The organism is Micromonospora sp. NBC_01392 (genome assembly GCF_045040125.1).
Taxonomy (GTDB): Bacteria; Actinomycetota; Actinomycetes; order Mycobacteriales; family Micromonosporaceae; genus Micromonospora.
In genome coordinates this window covers 4,444,216-4,464,057 of record NZ_CP109549.1, presented here as the reverse complement: position 1 = coordinate 4,464,057, position 19,842 = coordinate 4,444,216, and the positions used below count along the sequence as shown (strand labels likewise).

The following is a 19,842-nucleotide window of genomic DNA, read 5'->3' as shown; positions in this document are numbered from 1 at the left end:
CGTCGGGGCGGAGATTGACCACATCGGCGTGCGTCAGTAGACTGCGCTGAAAGCGCTTTCACAGCGGGAGGCGTGACAGCCCGTCGAGCACACGGGCGTCCGGGCAGCAGGAAGGCCCGCCGGCGGCACCGACCGGGCATCGGTGTCGACGCCGGCGCGGCACCGAACCACCACCCGCAGGAGAATTCCCATGATCAACCGACAGCGCCGTGCGGCGTTGTGGACGTCCACGATCGCGGCGGCCACGCTCGCCGCCGCCGGCCTGGCGATGGGCGCGAACCCCGCCCAGGCCGCCGCCGGCTGCCGGGTCGACTACGCGGTGACCGCGCAGTGGTCCGGCGGCTTCACCGCGAACGTCAACCTCACCAACCTCGGCGACCCGCTGAACGGCTGGACCGTCACCTGGAACTTCAGCGGCGGCCAGACCGTCAGCCAGGCCTGGGGCGCCGACATCACCCAGACCGGCGCGTCGGTCCGGGCCGCCAACGTCAGCTACAACGGCAGTCTCGGCACGAACGCGACCACGTCGTTCGGCTTCAACGGCGGCTGGAACAACACCAGCAACCCGGTCCCCGCCTCGTTCGCGGTCAACGGCGTCCTCTGCGGCGGGGCCATCCCCACCGACCCCGGGGGGACCCTCACCCCGCCGCCCGGGCCGACGACCCCGCCGCCCTCGCCCACCACCCCGCCACCGTCGCCCACCACGCCGCCGCCGACCAGCGGCGCGGTGTACGCCGCGCCGAACGGCTCCGCCGGCGCGGCCGGCACCCAGGCCAACCCCACCACGATCGCCGCCGCGATCACCCGGGTCGGCGCGGGCGGCACCGTCTACCTGCGGGGCGGCACCTACAACCTGGCCCAGACCGTCACCATCGCCGCCGGCAACAACGGCACCGCGAGCGCCCGCAAGAACCTGCACGCGTACCCGGGCGAGACGCCGATCCTCAACTTCTCCGCGATGACCGAGGACCCCGCAAACCGGGGTCTCGCGTTGAACGCGTCCTGGTGGCACGTGCGGGGGATCGTGGTGGAACGCGCCGGTGACAACGGCATCTTCGTCGGCGGCAGCAACAACGTCATCGAGCGCACGGTGACCCGGTTCAACCGCGACAGCGGCCTGCAACTGTCCCGGATCGCCTCCAGCACCCCGCGTGACCAGTGGCCGGCGAACAACCTCATGGTCAGCGTCGAGTCGCACGACAACGCCGACTCCGACGGCGAGGACGCCGACGGGTTCGCCGCCAAACTCACCGTCGGCACCGGCAACGTCTTCCGGTACGCGGTGTCCCACCACAACATCGACGACGGCTGGGACCTGTACACCAAGACCGACACCGGCGCGGTCGGCCCGGTGACCATCGAGGACTCCCTCTCCTACAACAACGGCACGCTCAGCAACGGCACGCAGAACGGCAACGGTGACCGCAACGGCTTCAAGCTCGGCGGCGAGGACATCGCGGTCAACCACACCGTCCGGCGCACCATCGCGTACCGCAACGGCAAGCACGGGTTCACCTACAACCGGAACCCGGGCTCGATGACGATCTCCAACAACCTGAGCATCGACAACACCGAGCGCAACTTCTCGTTCGACGCGGGCACGTCGGTCTTCCGCACCAACACGTCCTGCCGCAGCGGCAGCGGGTCGAACGACAAGACGGTCGGCAACGTGGACGGCTCGAACCAGTTCTGGTCCGGCGCCAACGGCTCCCGCTGCGCCGCCTATGCCGGCGCCCTGGGCTGGTCCTTCGCCGCCGACGGCCGGCTGGTCGTCACGCTCGGCGGCCGGGTCGTCTCCCTCTGATCCGTTCCGCCGCCGGCGCGATCCGGGTGCGTTCGTTGTCGTCGCGCGACAGCGAACGCACCCGGACGGACGTCGGGACCGGCTTGACAGGGTGATCAGTGGTTAGGTTAGCCTAACCTTCGTGACGAGCGGAACGATGCGGGCCGACGGCCTGCGGGGCAGTGAGCTGCGCCTGGGCTACCACGGCACCACCGTGGTGCACGACGCGGCCATCACGCTGCGGCCGGCGGCGGTGACCGCGTTGGTCGGGCCGAACGGCAGCGGCAAGTCCACGCTGCTGCGCGGGCTGGCCCGGCTGCACCCGCTCCAGCACGGCGAGATCGTGCTCGCCGACGGCACCCCGGCCCGGGCGCTGTCGGCGCGCGACTTCGCCCGCCGGGTCACGCTGCTGGCGCAGAGCCGCCCCACCCCGAGCGGCGTCACCGTCCGGGACGTGGTCGGCTACGGCCGGCACCCGTACCGGCAGCGGTGGCGGGCCGGCGACCCGGACGGCCCGGCCGCGATCGACCGGGCCATGACGGTGACCGGCGTGGCCGCCATGGCCGCCCGACCCGTCGACGCGTTGTCCGGCGGTGAACTCCAGCGGGTCTGGCTGGCCACCTGCCTGGCCCAGGACACCGCCGTGCTGCTGCTGGACGAGCCGACCACGTTCCTCGACCTGCGCTACCAGGTGGAGATCCTCGACCTGGTGCGCGACCTCGCCGACACCGCCGGCGTGGCCGTCGGCGTGGTGCTGCACGACCTCAACCAGGCCGCCGCCGTCGCCGACCACGTCGTGCTGCTGCACTCCGGCCGGGTGCGCGGCACCGGGACCCCGCGCGAGGTGTTCACCGAGGCGGCGCTCACCGAGGCGTACGGCATCCGCGTCGAGGTGACCGCCGACCCGGTCACCGGCCTGCTCACCACCCGTCCCGTCGGCCGGCACAACGTCCGCTGATCCACGTCCTGACGACAGAAGAGAAACCCATGTTGCGTACCCGTCTGACCCTGCTGGCCGCCGCCGCGACCGCGCTGCTGATCGCCGGCTGCGGCACCACCGAGGCGCCCGCCGCCGCGCCGTCCCCCTCCGACACCACCGCCACCGGCCCGGTCACCGTCACCGACAGCCGCGGCAAGGCGATCACGCTGAAGAACCCGGCCGCCAAGGTGGTCGGCCTGGAGTGGGGCGAGGTGGAGATGCTCGTCGGCCTCGGCGTGATGCCGGTCGGCGTGGCCGACCCCAAGGGGTACGCCACCTGGGTCACCGCCGCCCCGCTCGACCCGGGCGTCAAGGACGTCGGCACCCGGGGCGAGCCGAGCGTCGACGCCATCGTGGCGCTCCAGCCGGACCTGGTGGTGATGGAGGCCGAGCGCGGCGCCGCGATCGTCACCCAACTGGAGAAGTACGTCCCGGTGCTGGTCACCAAGGGCAGCGACGCCGCCGACAACCTCGCCCGGATGCGGTCCGACCTCACCATGATCGCCACCGCCACCGGACGCACCGCGCAGGCCGAGAAGCTGCTCGCCGACTTCGACGCCACGCTCGCCGACGGGCGGAAGAAGATCGCCGACGCCGGCGCGGCCGGCCGACAGTTCGCCTTCGCCGACGGCTGGAAGGAGGGCAGCACGGTCTCCATCCGGATGTTCGGTCAGGGCGCGCTCGTCTCCCAGCTCGGCATCCAGCTCGGCCTGAAGAACGCCTGGACCGGCAAGACCGACGCCATGTGGGGCCTGGGCCAGACCGACGTCGAAGGGCTCGGCGTCCTCAAGGGACAGGACCTGCACTTCTTCTACAACGCCTCGGACGGTCAGGACGTCTTCGCCGACGGCCTCGCCGGCAACGCGATCTGGCGCTCCCTGCCGTTCGTGCAGCAGAACAAGCTGCACAAGATGCCGGACGGCATCTGGACGTTCGGCGGCACCCTGTCCGCGAAGCAGTACGTCGACCAGCTCGTCGCCGTCTACACGGCCTGAGCCCGATGATCGCCACCGCCGTACCGGAGCCGGCCACCCGGCCGGCCCCGGCCGGGCCGCCGCCGGCCCGTCGCCGGGTCGCCGGCGCGTTCCTGCTCGCCGCCGCGCTGCTGGTCGCGGTCACCGCGGTGCACCTCACCCAGGGCACGTCGTCGGTGGGCGCGCTCGACCTGCTCCGGCTGCTCACCGGCGCGGACGACGAGACCGCCCGGGTGCTTGTCGCCTCCCGGCTGCCGCGCCTGCTCACCGGCCTGGCGGTCGGCGTGGCGCTCGGGTTCGCCGGCGCGGCGCTCCAGTCCACCACCCGCAACCCGCTCGCCTCGCCGGACACGCTCGCCGTGAACGCCGGCGCCCACCTGGCGATCGTGACCACCGCCGCGTTCGGCATCGCGCTGCCGGCGCTGCCCGCCGGCGGACTGGCGTTCTGCGGCGGGCTGGCCGCCGCCGCGCTGGTGATGCTGCTGTCGGCCGGCGGCCAGGCCGCCACCACCCGGCTGATCCTCGCCGGCTCGGCCACCGCGATGGCGCTCGCCTCGCTCACCATGCTGCTCCTGCTGCTGTTCGAGCAGGCCACCATCGGGCTGTTCGCCTGGGGCAACGGCTCGCTCGTGCAGGGCGACCTGGTGGCGGTCACCCAGCTCGGCCCGGTGATCGTGCTCGCCGTGCTGCTGCTGGTCGCGCTCGGGCACCGGCTTGACCTGCTCGCCCTCGGCGACGACACCGCCACCGTGCTCGGGCTGGACGTGCGTCGGACCCGGCTCGTCGTGGTGCTGCTCGCGGTGCTGCTCTCCGCCGCGGCGGTCACGCTCGCCGGCCCGATCGGCTTCGTCGGGCTCGGCGCGCCGGTGATCGTCCGACTGCTCGGCAGGTGGGTGCCCGAGGTGCACCGGCACCGGGTGCTGCTGCCGCTGGCCGGCCTGGTCGGCGTGATCATCGTGCTCGGCTCCGACGTGCTGCTGCGGGCCGTGCTCGGCGGGCAGGCCGGGGTGGAGGTGCCCACCGGCGTGGTCACCACGCTGTTCGGCGCGGTGCTGCTGGTCTGGCTGGCCCGCCGGCACCGCGACGCCGGACCCACCCGGCAACCCCCGGGCGGCCACGCCGCCGTCCGCTCCCGTGCCGTGCACACCTCGGTCGTCACGGTCTGCGCGGTCGCGGTCGTCGCGGCGCTGGTGGTGGGCATGCTCGCCGGGGACACGTGGGTGCTGCTCGGCGACATCGTCAACTGGCTCCAGGGGCGCACCGGGCCGGCGTACACCTTCGTGCTGGACGCGCGCTGGCCGCGCGTCGCGGCGGCGCTGCTGGCCGGCGCGGCCCTCGCCCTGGCCGGCACCACCGTGCAGGCGGTCTGCCGCAACCCCCTCGCGGAGCCGGGCATCCTCGGCATCACCGGCGGCGCGGGGATCGGCGCGGTGGCGCTGCTGACGTTCGCCCCGACGGCCGGCGTGCTCATGCTCTCCGGCGCGGCCGGGCTCGGCGCGGTGACCGCGTTCGCGCTGGTCTACGGGCTGGCGCGGCGGCGCGGGCTGAACTCCGACCGGCTCGTCCTGATCGGCTTCGCGGTCTGGCAGGGCGGCGCCGCGGTCATCACGTTCATCGTGGTCTCCTCCGACCCGTGGAACACCGGCAAGGCGCTGACCTGGCTCTCCGGCTCCACCTACGGGCGGACCGCACCGCAGGTGCTGCCGGTGGCGCTGGCGCTGCTGGTCGCCGTCGGAGTGGTGGCCGCGGTACGCCGGGAACTGGACCTGCTGGCGCTCGACGACGACACGCCCCGGGTGCTCGGCGTCCGGCTGGAACGCGCCCGGCTGGTCGCGCTCGGCCTGGCCGCGCTGCTCACCGCCACCGCCGTGTCGGCGGTCGGCGTGATCGGCTTCGTCGGTCTGGTCGCGCCGCACGCCGCGCGGGCGCTGGTCGGTGGCCGGCACACCCGCGTGCTGCCGGTGGCGGTGCTGCTCGGCGCCACGCTGGTCAGCCTCGCCGACACGCTCGGCCGCACCGTCATCGCCCCGGCGCAGGTCCCCGCCGGCCTGGTCACCGCGCTGATCGGCACCCCCTACTTCGTCTGGCTGCTGTGGCGCTCCCGCGCCGCCGCCGGCGTCCGCTGAGCCCGAGAGGAAGTCACCATGACCAGCACCCTGGCCGCCGCGCCGTGGCGCGTGTTCACCGTCGAGGTCCGCGCGCTGCGCCGGCTCGGCCCGTCGTTCCTGCGCGTCACGTTCACCGGACCGGACCTGGACCGGTTCGCCGACAACGGCTACGACCAGCGGATCAAGCTGGCGCTGCCGCTGGTGGACGGCGGCGCGGCGGAACTGCCCGACGGACCGGACTGGTACCAGCGGTGGCGGGACCTGCCGGCGGAGGAACGCAGCCCGATCCGCACCTACACGGTCCGGGCGGTCCGGCCGGCGGCGTACGAGATCGACGTGGACCTGGCGCTGCACGGCGACGGCGGCCCGGCCACCCGGTGGGCCCGCCGCGCCCGCCTCGGCGACCGGCTCGCGCTTGTCGGCCCGGACGCCGGCTGGCCGGGCGGGCACGGCGGCGTCGAGTTCCGGCCGCCGGCCGGCGCCACGCTGCTGCTGGCCGGCGACGAGACCGCCGCGCCGGCGATCTGCGCGATCCTGGACCGGCTGCCGGCCGACGCGCACGGCCACGCCGTGGTGGAGGTGCCGACGGTGGGGGACGAGCTGCCGTGCCGCGTCCCGGCCGGCGTGACGGTGACCTGGCTGCCCCGGGGCGGCGCCCCGCACGGCAGCCGGCTCACCGAGGCGGTGACCGCCCTCGCCGCCCGGCTGTTGCCGCCGCCGACCGGGTCACCGGCCGGCCCGCCGCCGGCCGAGGTGGACGTCGACCGGGAGGTCCTCTGGGAGGTGCCGGAGCGGCCGGCCGACGCCACGCTCTACGCCTGGCTGGCCGGCGAGGCGGCGGTGATCCGGGGCCTGCGCCGGCACCTGGTCACCGACCGTGGGCTCGACCGTCGGGCGGTGGCGTTCATGGGCTACTGGCGGGCCGGTCGGGCCGAGTGCTGACCCGTCACCCGCGTAGCGTCTCGTGCGGCGGCCGGCCGTACGCCTCGCGGTAGGCGGCGGCGAAGCGGCCGGGGCTGGCCCAGCCCCAGCGGCGGGCGATGCCGGCGACCGTCTCGGCGCCGCCCGACTCGGCGGCGAGCAGCTCGCGGTGGGCGCGGGCGAGGCGGACCCGGCGGAGGTAGGTGAGCGGGCTGTAGCCGAGGTGCCGTTGGAAGGCGGCCTGGAGTCCGCGTGGTCCGACGCCGCAGGCGGAGGCGACCTGGGCCACGGTGACCGGCTCTGCGGCGTGCTCGTCCAGGTACGCCTGCGCGCGTCGGACGACCGAGGGCGCGACCCGGCGGGGCTGCGGCACGTAACTGCTGGTCATGGTGGTGTTCGGGAAGGCGGTGAGCGCGGTGGCCGCGGTCAGGTCGGCCAGCGACGCCTGGACCAGCGGCTGGTCGAGGCTGTCGTCGCCGGTGGCGGACATCCGGTACAGGAACGCCGACAGGTGCGCCCAGGCCCGGGCCATGGCCGGCGACACCGGCGCGAGACCGAGGAAGCGGAACGTGTGCGGGGCCGCTTCCACCCGGCCGGCCGCGACGTGCGCCACCAGCTCCATCGGCAGCCGGACCGTGGTGGCCACCGAGTCGGTCCAGTACAGCACCGACCGGCGCAGCGGATACCGGCCGACGCCGCCGGCCGGCAGCAGCAGCTCCTCGTCACCGTCGACGAACCGGAACCGGCCCCGGACCACGTGCACGGCGAGGAAGTCGGAGTACGGCCCGGTCTCCGCCCGGGCGTCCATGGAGTGCGCGGCCCGGGTCAGGCCGAGCGGACCGGCCTGCACGCCCCGCCACGCGAAGTGGAAGTCGCGTCGGGTGCCCCGGAAGTGCGGGCGGTGTTCGCCGCACGCCTCGGTGATGGCCCGGCGGGCGACGTCCGGGTCCCGGGTGGACAACTCGAACCGCCGTGCCGGGCCGTCGTCCGTCACCGATCCCGCTCCGTCGGCGCCGGCACTCCCGTGGCGCGCAACGTGTCGCCGGGGTGGCAGCCGTACGTCTCGCGGTACGCCTGGGCGAACCGCCCGGCATGGGCCCAGCCCCAGTGGCGGGCGGTGCCGGCCACGGTCTGTCCCGGTCGGGCCTGCGTCAGGTCCTGATGTGCCCGGCGGAGCCGGACCGCGCGCAGGAACGCCATCGGGCTCTGCCCGTGGTGCTGCCGGAACGCGGCCTGCAACGAGCGCGGGCCGACGTCGCAGGCCGCCGCGATCTGCGCGACGGTCAGCGGTCGTGCGGCGTGCGCCTCGATGAACTCGGCGGCCCGGCGCACCGACGCCGGGCGTACGGACGGTGGGGTGGGCAGGTAGGGCAGCGTCATGGTGGTGTTCGGGAACACCGACAGCGCGGTGCCGACGGCCAGGTCCACCAGGCCGGCGCGGATCAGTGGGCTGGCTGACACGGCGTCGTCGGTGAGCTGGTGCCGGAGGAACGCCGCGGTCGACTGCCACAGCGTCGCCATCGAGGGGGACAGCGGCGCGAGCGCGGTGAAGCGGAACGCGGCGACGGGCAACCCGGTGTAGGTGGCGGCGACCGCCGCGATCCGGGGCGTCGGCAGCCGGACGACGGAGGCCGCCACGTCGTCGGCGAGCAGCGTGAAGGACACGTCGGGATAGCGGCCGGTGGTGCCCGGGCCGAGGTGCAGCTCGTCACCCCGGTGCAGGAAGCCGTACCGGCCGCGTGTCACGGTGAGCGCCGCGAAGCCGGGATAGGGCGAGTTCTCGGATCGGGCGGAGAGCGTGTACCGCACCTCGTCGAGGTGGAGTTCGTCCGCGCCCCGGGTCTCCCGACGGTAGCGGAAGCGATCACGGGAACCGGAGATCCGGGCCCGGTGGGCACCGAACCGGCGGGCCATCAGGTGGTGCGCGTGCTCGGGGTCGTCCGTCTCCACCACGTCGCGGTCGGCCGACTCCGGTCGGCCCGTCCACTGCCCGGTCACGTGTCACCTCCCGCTGCACCGTTCCGGCGTTCGTACGCCTCATTGAACGGGTCACTTGCCGGAGGGCAACGGCCCGACACGAACGGATGCACCGCCTAAGACACGCCGAATAGAACAGCCGATCCATTTTCCGTAATTCACTGACCGGTTTGCGAACGCGGGCGCGATGCGACGGGTCGGATCGATTCATCGGCCGGCAACACGATATCCGCTGCACACTCCACGTTCCCGTCGTAGGACCGATCACCCGGGATAAAACGACAATGTGGTTACGCAACGCGGCGGGCGAGATTGTCGGGTAGCTGACTGTTCGGACGTTCCGGCGGGCGTCGTCGCCCGGTTCTAGCGTCTGCCCTGTCCGAGCCGTTGCACCCGGCCCGGCGCAGACGGCCGGCCGATCGGAGTCAGGCGACGATGCCGACCCCGGTCGGCCGGTCCCCGCCCCGCAGGGGTCGCGGACCGGTCGGGTGCTCACCGCCGGGAGGAGGCGCGGATGAGGGGCGTCGAGGCACCGGTCGCCGTACCCGGAACTCCGGCTGCCCGCGGCGTGCCGTCCCGGTGGCGGGTCGCCGGGCGCGCGATGGCGGCGCTGCTGCGCCGGGACCTCACCGAGCGCCGTGGGCTGCGTGTGCCGTTCCTGCTGGACCTGGTGTTCGGCGTGTTGAACCTGCTGGCGTTCCTGTTCGTCTCCCGGGTGCTCGTCCCGCACCCGGGCGCCGGCTTCACCGGCCCCGGCGGCTACTTCGACTTCGTCGCGGTGGGCATCGTGTTCCTGCTGGTGCTCCAGTCCGCGATCGTGCAGGTGGTCACGCGGGTGGCCGCCGAGCAGCGGGACGGGATGCTGGAGCTGTGGGCGGCGCAGCCGGTGCCGGGCTGGTCGCTGGCGCTGGGGCTGGTGGCGTACCCGTTCGCGTTCGCGCTGCTGCGCGCCGGCCTCTACCTGGGCCTGCTGGCCGGCGTCCTGGGCCTGCACGTCGCCGACACGTCCTGGCCCGGGGCGGTGGTGATGCTGGTCCTCGCCGTGCTGGGCGCGCTGCCGTTCGGAATGGCGCTGATGGGCCTCACCGTGGCGGTCGGGTACGGCGACCCGGCGGCCCGGCTGCTGGTGGTGGCGCTGTCGTTCCTGTCCGGTACCTACTTCCCGATCTCGGCGCTGCCCGGCGTCCTGCACCCGGTGTGCGCGGTGCTGCCCACCCGGGTCGCGCTGGACGGGCTGCGGGCCGCGCTCGCCGGCGGCGACTGGGGCCGGGCCGCCGGGCCGCTGGCCGTCGCCGCCGCGGTGCTGCTGCCGCTCGCCGCCTGGATCTTCGACCGTGCGCTGTGGCTGGCCCGGCGCAGAGGGGTGCTCACCCGTGACTGACCTGATCCCGCGTCCCACCGCCCGCGACGTGGCGTACGGCGTCGTGCTGGGCCTGGACCCGGCAGCGCCCACGCCGGCTGGCCGGCCCGGTCCGGCGCTGCCGCCGCTGGTGGCCCTGGAACGGGCCGTGCTGCCGGCGCTGCGCCGGCCGCCCTGCCTGGTCAGCTTCTCCGGCGGGCTGGACTCCTCGCTGGTGCTGGCCATCGCCGCCCGGGTGGCGCGGCGGGAGGGGCTGCCCGACCCGGTGCCGGTCACCTGGCGGTTCACCGACGCGCCCGGTGCGCAGGAGACGCCCTGGCAAGCCAAGATCATCGCGGAGCTGGACCTGACCCGGCAGTGGCAGATCCTCCAGGCCGGTGACGACCTGGACCTGGTCGGGCCGGTCGCCCGGCGGCTGCTGACCCGGTACGGCCAGGTGCACCCGCCGGACCGGCACCTGCACCTGCCGATCGTGGAGCTGGCCCGCGGCGGCGCGCTGCTCACCGGCGTCGGCGGCGACCAGATTCTCGCCGGTTGGCGGCGGCCTCCGGCCTCGCTGCGGGCCCGGCTCGGCCGGCTCCGGGCCGGGCTGCGACGCCGGCCGCCGGATCCGCTGCCCTGGCTGCGCCCGGAGGTGGCCCGGCAGGCGCGCCGCGCGTTCGTCGCCGAGCGGCGCGCCGAGCCGCACCGGCTGGCCGCCCGGATCGCCTGGCACCTGCGTCGCCGGGACCTCACCATGACCCGGGTCGGCCTGGCCGCGATCGCGGCCGACCACGACGTGCTGGCCGTGGCGCCGCTGCTGGACGAGCGGTTCGCCGCCGCGCTGGCCGCCCGCCACGGCCGGCTGCGGTCCCCGTCCCGTCGGGAGCTGCTCGCGGCGGTCGCCGACGCCGCGCTGCCCCCGGTGATCATCACGCCGCGCCGCAAGGCCACCTTCGACGAGGTGTTCCTCCGGGCGGCCACCCGCGAGCTGGTGGGCGCCTGGGACGGCAGCGGTGTCGACGACTCGCTCGTCGACGTGGCGGCACTGCGTCGGGAGTGGTCGCGCTGGCGGTTCGACTCACGCACGGCGGCGCTGGTGCAGCAGGTGTGGTTGGCCGGCCTGTCGGCCACCGAGGGACGACCCGATCTGGAGGCGCCGAGATGACCAGTGAACCGTCCGTGTTGTACCGGGTCCGCGGCGACCGGGTGGCGTGGCGGACCAACGGCGACGAGACGGTGCTGCTGGATGTCGGGCAGTCCGTCTACTTCGCGCTGGACCGCGCCGCCACCGCGCTGTGGCCGTATCTCGTGGCCGGCGCCTCCACCGCCCAGCTGGCTGAGGTGCTGGTCGGGCACGCCGAGGTCGAGCGGGAGCGGGCGGTCGCCGACGTGCGCTCGTTCCTGGCCGACCTGGAGGCCGCCGGGCTGCTCGAACGGGTCTGACCCAGGGTCAGGGCAACCAGGCGGGCGGGACGGGCCGGCGCAGGATCTCCGCCAGCTCGTGCCGGTGCGGGTCGGGGTCGCCGTCCAGCCAGGCGTGCGCGTGGAAGCCGGCGTCCGGCGCGCTGACCCCGATCACCACGGTCCGCAGCACCCGCCGCCGGGCCAGGAAACGCTGCCGCACCAGCGCGCTCTCCAGGCAGTTGCCGCCGCCGCGGCGCAGTGCCTGCCGGACCAGCGCGTCGGTGCCGCCGGGCGGCGGCGCGGGCAGGCGCACCGCGTCCAGCCCGCCACGGGCGAGCTGCCGACGCACCCGCCGACAGGCCAGCAGCGTCCACGCCACCAGCGCCAGGCCCAGCGGCCCGTGCCGGCGGGTCACCCGGGCCAGGGCGCGCAGCGCGCGTAGCCGGTCAGCCATGACGCCGCCGCGCGGTCCGCAGTTCCCGCACCCCCCGGGGCAGCCACCGGACGTGCCGCCAGGTCCGGCGGGGGTACGCCCGCAGCAGGCGCCACCGGCCGCCGCGCGCCGCCGGGTCGGCCTGCCGGAGGTACGCCGGTGCCGGCAGCGCCAGCCGGGCCAGCAGGCGCAGCCGGCGCAGCCACGGGCCGGGCAGTTCCACCGCGCCGGCCAGCCCGACAGTGGTGGGGGTGGCGCGTCGGGCGGCGAGCCACATCGACGCCGGCTCGGCCGCGGCGGACAGACCGAGCCGGCCGGCGACCGCCGCGCCGGCCGGCCGCAGCCGCATTCCGACGGTGAATGCCGGGACGGCGTCGCAGCGGATGGCCAGTCGACCGGCGACGGCCCAGGCGGACGGCGGCAGCACCGCCAGCGCGCGGTCCAGGTCGTGCACGGGTTTGCCGCTGTCTCCCGGGCAGGCGGCGTGCAGCGCGGCCAGCAACGCGGTCCCGGCCTCGTCGGGGACGAGGACCCGCCCGCCGGCCAGGTCGAGCGGCTCGGCCGGGCCGCGTAGCGACCGCCACAGCGCGTCCGGGTCGCCGACGCCGGCGAAGCCGCGGTGCAGGTCCACGGTCAGCGGCAGCGCGCCGGGGGCGGTGAAGGGCTGTTCGTGCCAGGACGCCGCGACGTCGTACGGTTCGGGCGGCAGCGTCGGGCGGTAGCCGGCGGCGTGCAGGGCGTCCCGAACGGCGGGCACGGTCTCCGGCGCGACGAGCAGGTCCACGTCGCCGTAGACCCGGTCGACGCCGAGTCGGCGGGCCAGGCCGGCGCCCTTGAGCAGCAGGCAGTCGACGCCGTGCCGGCGCAGCAGGTCGCTGGTGGCTACCGCCAGGGCGTCCAGGGCGAGGCAGCGCACCGCGAGGCCGGCGGTCACGACCGCGCCCCGACGGACCGGGGGTGGCGTCCAGGAGCCGTCGGGGTGGCGTCCGGTGCGGTCCGGTCGCGGAGACGGAGCAGCGGTGACATCGAACGCACCTTCCGAGTCGGATTCACATAAATTGATACTGTGCTATGTCTGATATACCACTTCGGCCGGCCCGGCTCGCTAGGATCGACAGGCCATGCTGCGACTGCACGATGCCGGGCGCGCCTTCGGACGGCGCGCGATCTTCTCGGGCCTCGATCTGGAGGTCGCGCCCGGCACCCGGCTGCTGCTCACCGGCGGCAACGGCGCGGGCAAGACCACGCTGCTGCGCTGCCTGGCCGGCGTCCTCACGCTGAGTCGGGGTCGGGCCACCGTCGCCGGTCACTCGGCCGGCTCCACCGCCGCCCGCCGCCTGGTCGGCGTCGCGCTCGCCCCGGAACAGACGCTCTGCGGCGGGCTCTCCGCGCACGACAACCTGACGCTGGTGGCCCGGATGCGCCTGCCCACCAGCCGTGCCGCCGACGCGGTCGCCCGGCTCGAGGAGGAGTTCGCCATCACCTCGTACGCCCGGCAGCCGGCGAACCGCTGCTCGGCCGGCATGCGGGCCCGGGTCAGCGTCGCCCGCGCCCTGCTCGGTGACCCGCCGGTGATCCTGCTGGACGAGCCCGGCCGGTCCCTCGACGCGCAGGCGCGGGCGCTGTTCTGGGCCGCGCTGGACCGCCGTCCGGAGTCGACGGTCGTGCTCGCCTCGCACCTGCCCGAGGACCGGTCCCACTGCGACCGCTCCCTGGCCATGCCGATCCACCACTGACCAGCCCTGCCCTCGTGGGGGAGGTGTGTGGCGTGCGGCGTCGACGATTCCGCACCGCAGCGCCAGTTGTGCTTCCTGCGTCTGTGGCAGGCCGGGCTGATCTGGGTGCAGTGCAAAGCGGTGGGTGGAACGGCATGAACGTCAAACGGGCGCGGAGACAGCCATGCCGTTCCACCCACTCGGCCTGCGCGCCATGAGTGGAACGGCATGGACGTCAAACGCCGGCCGGTCCGTTGTCGTCATCGAACCTGCCCTGTCCGCCCTGACGAGTAGAGATTTCGGCATCCGGCGGGCACTTTCGTACCAAGATCTCGAAGCGCCTACCGGGTCCAGTGGCGGCGAGCGTGGTCAGCCCTGCTCGTCACCGTCGGTAGGGCGGGGCGGGCGGTGGTGCCGGGCCCACTCGTCCACCTCGTCCGCGTCCCAGACGTTCATGCCGATCAGCCGGGCGAGCGGCTCGGGAAACCCGGGCCGGCGGGTGATCTGAAGGACCCGCTGACGCGATACGCCGAACAGGGCGGCCAACACGCCGGGCCCGTACAGGCGTGGTCGTCTCACCGCCCGAACGTATGCACGACCTGCACTGTGCATTTGTCACTTACAGATTGACAACCCGTCGGGATTGCGGTGGAGTGGTTCCAGACCCCCGCCCAAGCCCCTCTGGATCTGCACCGCGTGCGCCCACCCGTGGCCGTGCGCTAGGGCCCAGGTCGAGTTGGCCGCCGACTACTTCGGTGAGACGACCTGGCTCGCCGTCGACATGGCCGAGCTGCTGTACGAGGCCACTGCTGACCTAACGCGACTGTGCCCGAACCCACCGGACCCGGTGGCGCTGTACGGCCGATTTCTCGGCTGGGTCCGCCGCCTGACAGTCGACCGGTCCGTGCCGCACCCCGTTTTGGGGATGGCGGGCGAGATCATGGAAAGGAATGGCCCTCATAGGGGCCTTTTCCTACCAAGATCTCACTCGCCGTGGCACCTACCGGGTTGGAGCGAAGCGGGTGATCGGGTTGGGCAGCGTGCCGGCGAACTGGAGCGCGGCGGACGGGTCGGTCAGGTCCACCATCTGCTGGTTGTTCCGGAGTTGGAGCCGGTTGAGGCAGGACAGCGGGAACTCCGGCGCGAACAGGTCGTGCCGCCGCATCCGCTCGGCCAGGTGCGGCACCGTCGCGGCGTACCCGGTGGCGCACTCGGCGACCGTGCGCCAGAAGTCGTCCTGATCGAGCACGCCGGCGGTGTGCAGGGTGGCGCTCAGGTGCCGCAGGAAGCAGTCGAACACGTCGGTGAAGATGGCCAGGATCTTCTCGTCGTCCGGCACCGTCGCCCGTACCCGGCGGACCCGCTCCGGCAGGTCGGCGTCCGGGTCCATGACCACGATCTCCTCGGCGATGTCCTTGAACACCACCCGCTCCACGATGCCGTCGTGCAGCACCAGGATGACGTTCTCGCCGTGCGGCATGAACGCCAGGTCGTAGGCGTACAGGCTGTGCAGCAGCGGCACCAGGTAGGCGTCCAGGTAGCGGCGCAGCCAGTCGGCCGGCGGCAGCCCGGAGGCCGCGATCAGCGCGCCGGCCAACGGGCGGCCGTCCCGGTCGGCGTGCAGCAGCGACGCCATGGTGGCCAGCCGCCGGCCCGGCGCCAGGCCGGGCACCGGGCTCTCCCGCCAGAGCGCGGCCAGCATCTTCCGGTACGGCGAGCCGGGCGCGGTCGCCGCCTCGTACTGCCGGTGCCGGTAGCCGATCGCGGCCCGTTCCCGCAGGATGGTCAGCCCGGCGCGGGTGAACACCGGGTCGTCGGCGATCAGCGCGGCCAGCCAGTCGTTGATGGCCGGCGTGGCCGCCATGTACGCGGCCGACAGCCCGCGCAGGAAGCCCATGTTCAGCACCGACAACGCGGTCTTGACGTAGTGCTTCGTCGGGTCGGTGACGTTGAAGAAGGTCCGGACGGACTGCTGGGCCAGGTGCTCGTCGGGCCCTTCGCCGAGGCAGACCAGCCGGCGCGCGGCCACCTCACCGGCGAACGTGACCGCGAGCCGGTGCCACCACTGCCACGGGTGCACCGGGATGAGCAGGTAGTCGGCCGGGTCGAGGCCGAGCCCGGTCAGCGTGGCGGCGAACCGGGCGAGCGTCTCCGCGCCCAGCTCGGCCCGGACCAGCGTGTCGTAGTCCAGGTCGTCGGCGCTGGTGAAGGTGGTGTGGTCGCGGTGCGCGGCGAGCCAGAGCAGCCGGAGGGGGGCGGCGGCCTCCGGGGCGTACCGATGATGGTCGTGGACGCCGAAGCCGAGCCGCCCGTTGTTGGCCACGAAGCACGGGTGGCCCTCGGTCATGCCGGTCTCGACGGTCTGGAAGTCGGCGGCGGCCAGCTCGGCGGCGGTGACCGCGGGCCGGCCCAGCTTGTACGCGGTGCCCGCGAGCGTGGAGGTGATCTCCTCCAGGTAGACCGGCAGGACCGCGTCGGTGAGGCCGAGCGCGCCGCGCAGCTCCAGGCAGAGGTCGACCGCGTCCGGCGGCAGCTCCCGGCCGTCGCGGTGCCGGGTGATGCTGGCGGCGTCGACGTGCCAGTGGTCGAGCGCGAGCCTGTCGGCGGCGAACCGGTACGCCACCGCGCCGTCGTCGGAGCGCACGGTCCACCACCCGTCGCCGGCCGGCTCGGGGGTGATCAGACGTTCGTGGGCGAACTCGGCGAGCGCCTTGCGGACCAGCAGCCGGTTGGCGGTCGCCCACGCCTCGGGGGTCAGGTGGTCGACGGATGCGATCGGGTTCACGCCGGCGGGTCTCCTTCGGTGGCGTCGCGGAACTGGTCCCGGGTGACGACGCTGAGCAGCGCGTCCTTCTCCGGTTTGCGGATCTCGCCGACGACGGTGAAGCCGACGGCGGCGTTGAGCGCGTGCACGGCGTGGTTGCGTACGTCCGGCTCCACCACCACCCGGCGGGTGGCCGGGTCGGCGAAGAGCCACGCCAGGACCGTGGTGATGACGGCGCGGGTGAAGCCGTGCGCGGGCGTGTCGGTTGGCGCGCAGAGGAAGTGCATGCCGACGTCGCCGGGCTCCGGCCGGTAGAGGCCGACCAGTTCCACCCGGGCCGGGTCGTAGCGTTCCGCCAGGAACGCCGGCCGGCCGCGCCAGGATCCGAGGTACGCGTCGTGGTGCGGGTGGGCGGCGATCCGCCGGTACTCCCGCGCCACGGCCGCCACGTCGGCGTCGCCCATCAGCCAGAACGCCGCCTTCGGATGGGTGACCCAGCGGTGCAGCAGCGGCGCGTCGGCGTCCGGGTCCAGCGGGCGCAGCGCGAACAGTCCGAGTCGCGCGTCGATCCGGGTGAACACGCTCATGAGGGTGCCCCGAACTCCTGGAACGCGATGGCCTTCTCGATCGGGTAGTGCTCCCGGCCGGTCAGCTCCCGGATGATCCACGAGTTGCGGTACGCGCCCATGCCCAGGTCGGGCGAGGTGATGCTGTGCGTGTGGGTGCCGCCGTTCTGGAGGAACACGCCCCGCCCGGTGTGGTCGACGCTGTAGTTGCGGGCCACGTCGAGGCGGCCGTGCGTGTCGAAGCGCAGCCGGTCGCGCACCGGCGCGAGGAACTCCGGCAGCCGGTGGCGGTAGCCGGTGGCCAGCACCAGACCCTCGGTGTCCAGCGTGAACACGCGGTCCTGCTCGGTGTGGCGCAGCCCGAGCCGGTAGCGCCCGTCGGCGTACGCGGCGTCGACCAGTTCGGTGTTGGTGAGCAGCCGGGTCGGGGCCGGGCCGGTCAGGCTCTTGGCGTAGAGCGTGTCGTAGATGTCGTTGATCAGGTCGGCGTTGACGCCCTTGAACAGCGGCTTCTGCGCGGCCTCCAGCCGGTAGCGGGTGGCCTCCGGCAGCGCGTGGAAGTAGTCCACGTAGTCCGGTGACGTCATCTCCAGCGTCAGCTTGGTGTATTCCAGCGGGAAGAATCGCGGCGAGCGGGTCACCCAGGTGAGCTGGTAGCCGTAGGTGTCGATGTCGCCGAGCAGGTCGTGGTAGATCTCGGCGGCGCTCTGCCCGCTGCCGACGACGGTGATGCTGCGCTTGGCGCGCAGCGCCGCCCGGTGCTCCCGGTAGCGCGAGGTGTGGATCAGGTCGCCGCCCAGCCCGGCGCACGCCGGCGGCAGGTGCGGCGGGGTGCCGGTGCCCAGCACCAGGTGCCGGGCCCGGTGGGTGACCGGCCCGTCCGGCGTGTCGGCGTGCACCACGTAGTGCTCGCCGTCGTGCTCGACCCGGGTGACGGTGTGCCGGAAGCGCAGGTTCGCCAGCTTGCCGGCGGCCCAGCGGCAGTACGCGCTGTACTCGGCGCGCAGCGGGAAGAAGCTCTCCCGGATGTAGAACGGGTAGAGCCGGCCGGTCTCCTTGAGGTAGCTCAGGAACGAGTACGGCGAGGTCGGGTCCGCGAGCGTGACCAGGTCGGCCAGGAACGGCGTCTGCAACCGGGCCGATTCGAGCAGCATCCCGGGATGCCAGTCGACGTCGTCGCGGGCCTCCAGGAACAGCCCGTCCAGGTCGTTGATCGGCGCGGTCAGGCAGGCCAGACCGAGGTTGTACGGGCCCAGCCCGACGGCGATGAAGTCGTACGTCGACATGGTGCTCCTCAACCGACCGGGGCCAGCGTGGCCGCGGTGCGGGCGTACCAGGCGGCATGCTCGGCGATCAGGTCGCGCACCGCGAGCACGTCGTCCACTGTGGTCTCCGGGTTGAGCAGCGTCAGCTTCAGCCAGTGCGCGCCGTCCACCTTCGTGCCGGCGACCAGCGCCGCGCCGGAGGCGGCGAGCGCCTCGCGGGCGTGCAGGTTCGCCTCGTCCACCAGGTGCGGCGGCGCGTCGGGTGGCACGTACCGGAAGACCACGGTGCTCAACTGGGCGGGCGCCGCCACCTCGAAGCGCGGGTCGGCGTCGAGGTGCCGCCAGGCGTCGGCGGCCAGGTCGACGACGCGGTCGAACAGCGCGCCGATCGCGTCCGGTCCCATGATCCGCAGCGTCAGCCACAGCTTGCCCGCGTCGAAGCGTCGGGTGGTCTGGAGGCTCTTGTCCACCTGGTTCGGGATGCCCTGCTCGGCCGCGCGGGCCGGGTTGAGGTAGTCGGCGTGCCAGGTGGCGTGCCGCAGCGTCCGGCCGTCGCGCACCAGCAGCGCGCTGGAGCTGACCGGCTGGAAGAACGACTTGTGGTAGTCGACGGTCACCGAGGCGGCCCGCTCGATGCCGTCGAGCAGGTGCCGGCGGGTGGGGGAGACCAGCAACCCGCACCCGTACGCGGCGTCCACGTGCAGCCAGACGCCGGCGGCGGTGCAGATGTCGGCGATCTCCGGCAGCGGGTCGATGGTGCCGAAGTCGGTGGTGCCGGCGGTGGCGACGACCGCCATCACCACCTGACCGTCGCGCCGGCAGCGGTCGATGGTGCGGGCCAGCTCGTCGGTGCGCATCCGGCGGCCGGCGTCGGTGGGCACGGTGAGCACCGCGTCGGCGGCGAGGCCGAGCAGCTTGGCGGCCTTCTGCACGCTGAAGTGGCCGGCCGCCGAGGTGACGACGCGCAGCCGGGCCAGCACCTCCGGTCGGGCCGGCCGGGTGGCGGCCGAGCCGACCTCCCGCCGGTACGCCTCCTCCCGGGCCAGCAGCATGGCTTGGAGGTTGGACTGGGTGCCGCCGCTGGTGAAGACGCCGTCGGCGGTGGCGCCGAGGCCGATCCGGCCGGCCGTCCAGTCGATCAGCCGGCGTTCCATCAGCGTCGCGCCGGCGCTCTGGTCCCAGGTGTCCAGCGAGGAGTTGACGGCGCTGAGCACCGCCTCGCCGAGCAGCGCCGGAATGACCACCGGGCAGTTCAGGTGGGCCAGGTAGCGCGGGTGGTGGAACCAGACCGCGTCGCGTAGCCAGACGTCGTGCAGCTCGTCCAGGGCGGCGTCGGTGTCGCCCAGCGGCCGGTCCAGGTCGATGCCGCCGACCAGCGGCGCGAGCGCCTCGGGCCGGACGCCGGTGCCCGGCCGGTCCACTTCGGCGACCCGGCGGGCGACCCGTTCGACGCCGCGGGTCAGCACGTCCCGGTACCGCTCGACGGATCCGGTGTGGAACAGGTGGGCGCGCGCGGCGCTGGCGGTCGAACTCATGCGGCTTCCCGGTGGTCGTGTGGACAGGGGCGCGGCGACGGCCACGCGGCAGTTAGATTAGGTTAGGCTCACCTAA

The 19,842-nt window shown here is 74.0% G+C and carries 18 protein-coding genes; 9 read left to right on the top strand and 9 right to left on the bottom strand.

All coding sequences use genetic code 11. The annotated features are described in order from the left end of the window. Positions 1–190 precede the first annotated feature (190 nt). From OG767_RS19500 to OG767_RS19480, 5 genes are all read left to right on the top strand, one after another. Positions 191–1,804 carry a cellulose-binding domain-containing protein gene (locus tag OG767_RS19500; RefSeq protein ID WP_405089865.1) on the top strand — a complete coding sequence of 538 codons (1,614 nt, stop codon included), beginning with the start codon at positions 191–193 and terminating at the stop codon, positions 1,802–1,804. 136 nt (positions 1,805–1,940) lie between these two features. Continuing rightward, entirely contained in the window at positions 1,941–2,741 is an 801-nt protein-coding gene (locus tag OG767_RS19495; protein WP_405094252.1) for an ABC transporter ATP-binding protein, read from the top strand. Positions 2,742–2,770: 29 nt separating this feature from the next. After that, on the top strand, positions 2,771–3,757 hold the full coding sequence (locus tag OG767_RS19490; protein ID WP_405089864.1) for an ABC transporter substrate-binding protein: 987 nt from the start codon (positions 2,771–2,773) through the stop codon (positions 3,755–3,757). Between the two features lie 5 nt (positions 3,758–3,762). Further along, entirely contained in the window at positions 3,763–5,862 is a 2,100-nt protein-coding gene (locus OG767_RS19485) for an iron ABC transporter permease (protein ID WP_405089863.1), read from the top strand. A gap of 18 nt (positions 5,863–5,880) precedes the next feature. Then, positions 5,881–6,786, top strand: coding sequence for a siderophore-interacting protein (locus OG767_RS19480; protein ID WP_405089862.1), 906 nt, complete (start codon positions 5,881–5,883; stop codon positions 6,784–6,786). Between the two features lie 4 nt (positions 6,787–6,790). On the opposite strand, the gene OG767_RS19475 is transcribed toward OG767_RS19480, so the two are convergent. Both OG767_RS19475 and OG767_RS19470 read right to left on the bottom strand, forming a co-directional pair. After that, positions 6,791–7,759 carry an AraC family transcriptional regulator gene (locus OG767_RS19475; RefSeq protein ID WP_405089861.1) on the bottom strand — a complete coding sequence of 323 codons (969 nt, stop codon included), beginning with the start codon at positions 7,757–7,759 and terminating at the stop codon, positions 6,791–6,793. Continuing rightward, a complete protein-coding gene (locus tag OG767_RS19470; RefSeq protein WP_405089860.1) occupies positions 7,756–8,763 on the bottom strand; it encodes an AraC family transcriptional regulator in 1,008 nt (335 codons plus the stop codon). The genes OG767_RS19475 and OG767_RS19470 overlap by 4 nt, the downstream gene beginning before the upstream one ends. A gap of 493 nt (positions 8,764–9,256) precedes the next feature. On the opposite strand from OG767_RS19470, the gene OG767_RS19465 reads away from it, so the two are divergent. Genes OG767_RS19465 through OG767_RS19455 form a run of 3 tightly spaced genes read left to right on the top strand, consistent with a single transcriptional unit; the run spans position 9,257 to position 11,527 of the window. Next, positions 9,257–10,123 carry an ABC transporter permease gene (locus OG767_RS19465; RefSeq protein WP_405089859.1) on the top strand — a complete coding sequence of 289 codons (867 nt, stop codon included), beginning with the start codon at positions 9,257–9,259 and terminating at the stop codon, positions 10,121–10,123. After that, complete coding sequence (locus OG767_RS19460; RefSeq protein WP_405089858.1) at positions 10,116–11,249, top strand: asparagine synthase-related protein; 1,134 nt, start codon at positions 10,116–10,118, stop codon at positions 11,247–11,249. The genes OG767_RS19465 and OG767_RS19460 overlap by 8 nt, the downstream gene beginning before the upstream one ends. Continuing rightward, entirely contained in the window at positions 11,246–11,527 is a 282-nt protein-coding gene (locus OG767_RS19455; RefSeq protein WP_405089857.1) for a PqqD family protein, read from the top strand. Before OG767_RS19460 ends, OG767_RS19455 begins: the two co-directional genes overlap by 4 nt. A gap of 7 nt (positions 11,528–11,534) precedes the next feature. Here OG767_RS19455 and OG767_RS19450 read toward each other — a convergent pair whose 3' ends face one another. Together OG767_RS19450 and OG767_RS19445 are read right to left on the bottom strand one after the other, a co-directional pair. Continuing rightward, the gene (locus OG767_RS19450) at positions 11,535–11,942 is read right to left on the bottom strand and encodes a lasso peptide biosynthesis protein (protein ID WP_405089856.1); all 408 of its coding nucleotides are present in this window, start codon (positions 11,940–11,942) and stop codon (positions 11,535–11,537) included. After that, complete coding sequence (locus OG767_RS19445; RefSeq protein WP_405089855.1) at positions 11,935–12,855, bottom strand: nucleotidyltransferase family protein; 921 nt, start codon at positions 12,853–12,855, stop codon at positions 11,935–11,937. The genes OG767_RS19450 and OG767_RS19445 overlap by 8 nt, the downstream gene beginning before the upstream one ends. Positions 12,856–13,042: 187 nt before the next feature. Between OG767_RS19445 and OG767_RS19440 the strand changes: the two genes are divergently transcribed. Continuing rightward, positions 13,043–13,657, top strand: coding sequence for an ATP-binding cassette domain-containing protein (locus OG767_RS19440; RefSeq protein WP_405089854.1), 615 nt, complete (start codon positions 13,043–13,045; stop codon positions 13,655–13,657). A gap of 348 nt (positions 13,658–14,005) precedes the next feature. On the opposite strand, the gene OG767_RS19435 is transcribed toward OG767_RS19440, so the two are convergent. The 5 genes from OG767_RS19435 to OG767_RS19415 all read right to left on the bottom strand — a co-directional run bounded on the left by OG767_RS19435 (position 14,006) and on the right by OG767_RS19415 (position 19,766). Beyond that, entirely contained in the window at positions 14,006–14,215 is a 210-nt protein-coding gene (locus OG767_RS19435; RefSeq protein WP_405089853.1) for a DNA-binding protein, read from the bottom strand. A gap of 421 nt (positions 14,216–14,636) precedes the next feature. Continuing rightward, a complete protein-coding gene (locus OG767_RS19430; protein ID WP_405089852.1) occupies positions 14,637–16,421 on the bottom strand; it encodes an IucA/IucC family protein in 1,785 nt (594 codons plus the stop codon). Beyond that, positions 16,418–16,987, bottom strand: a complete 570-nt coding sequence (locus OG767_RS19425) for a GNAT family N-acetyltransferase (protein WP_405089851.1) — start codon at positions 16,985–16,987, stop codon at positions 16,418–16,420. The genes OG767_RS19430 and OG767_RS19425 overlap by 4 nt, the downstream gene beginning before the upstream one ends. Then, positions 16,984–18,252 (bottom strand): lysine N(6)-hydroxylase/L-ornithine N(5)-oxygenase family protein, encoded by a 1,269-nt coding sequence (locus tag OG767_RS19420; protein ID WP_405089850.1) that lies wholly within the window; start codon positions 18,250–18,252, stop codon positions 16,984–16,986. The genes OG767_RS19425 and OG767_RS19420 overlap by 4 nt, the downstream gene beginning before the upstream one ends. Positions 18,253–18,260: 8 nt before the next feature. Then, positions 18,261–19,766, bottom strand: coding sequence for a pyridoxal phosphate-dependent decarboxylase family protein (locus OG767_RS19415; RefSeq protein WP_405089849.1), 1,506 nt, complete (start codon positions 19,764–19,766; stop codon positions 18,261–18,263). Positions 19,767–19,842 lie beyond the last annotated feature (76 nt).

Coding starts and splice junctions, on each gene's coding strand:
- OG767_RS19500 (WP_405089865.1), top strand. CDS start 191: ATGATCAACCGACAGCGCCGTGCGGCGTTGTGGACGTCCACGATCGCG.
- OG767_RS19495 (WP_405094252.1), top strand. CDS start 1,941: ATGCGGGCCGACGGCCTGCGGGGCAGTGAGCTGCGCCTGGGCTACCAC.
- OG767_RS19490 (WP_405089864.1), top strand. CDS start 2,771: ATGTTGCGTACCCGTCTGACCCTGCTGGCCGCCGCCGCGACCGCGCTG.
- OG767_RS19485 (WP_405089863.1), top strand. CDS start 3,763: ATGATCGCCACCGCCGTACCGGAGCCGGCCACCCGGCCGGCCCCGGCC.
- OG767_RS19480 (WP_405089862.1), top strand. CDS start 5,881: ATGACCAGCACCCTGGCCGCCGCGCCGTGGCGCGTGTTCACCGTCGAG.
- OG767_RS19465 (WP_405089859.1), top strand. CDS start 9,257: ATGAGGGGCGTCGAGGCACCGGTCGCCGTACCCGGAACTCCGGCTGCC.
- OG767_RS19455 (WP_405089857.1), top strand. CDS start 11,246: ATGACCAGTGAACCGTCCGTGTTGTACCGGGTCCGCGGCGACCGGGTG.
- OG767_RS19450 (WP_405089856.1), bottom strand. CDS start 11,942: ATGGCTGACCGGCTACGCGCGCTGCGCGCCCTGGCCCGGGTGACCCGC.
- OG767_RS19440 (WP_405089854.1), top strand. CDS start 13,043: ATGCTGCGACTGCACGATGCCGGGCGCGCCTTCGGACGGCGCGCGATC.
- OG767_RS19425 (WP_405089851.1), bottom strand. CDS start 16,987: ATGAGCGTGTTCACCCGGATCGACGCGCGACTCGGACTGTTCGCGCTG.
- OG767_RS19420 (WP_405089850.1), bottom strand. CDS start 18,252: ATGTCGACGTACGACTTCATCGCCGTCGGGCTGGGCCCGTACAACCTC.
- OG767_RS19415 (WP_405089849.1), bottom strand. CDS start 19,766: ATGAGTTCGACCGCCAGCGCCGCGCGCGCCCACCTGTTCCACACCGGA.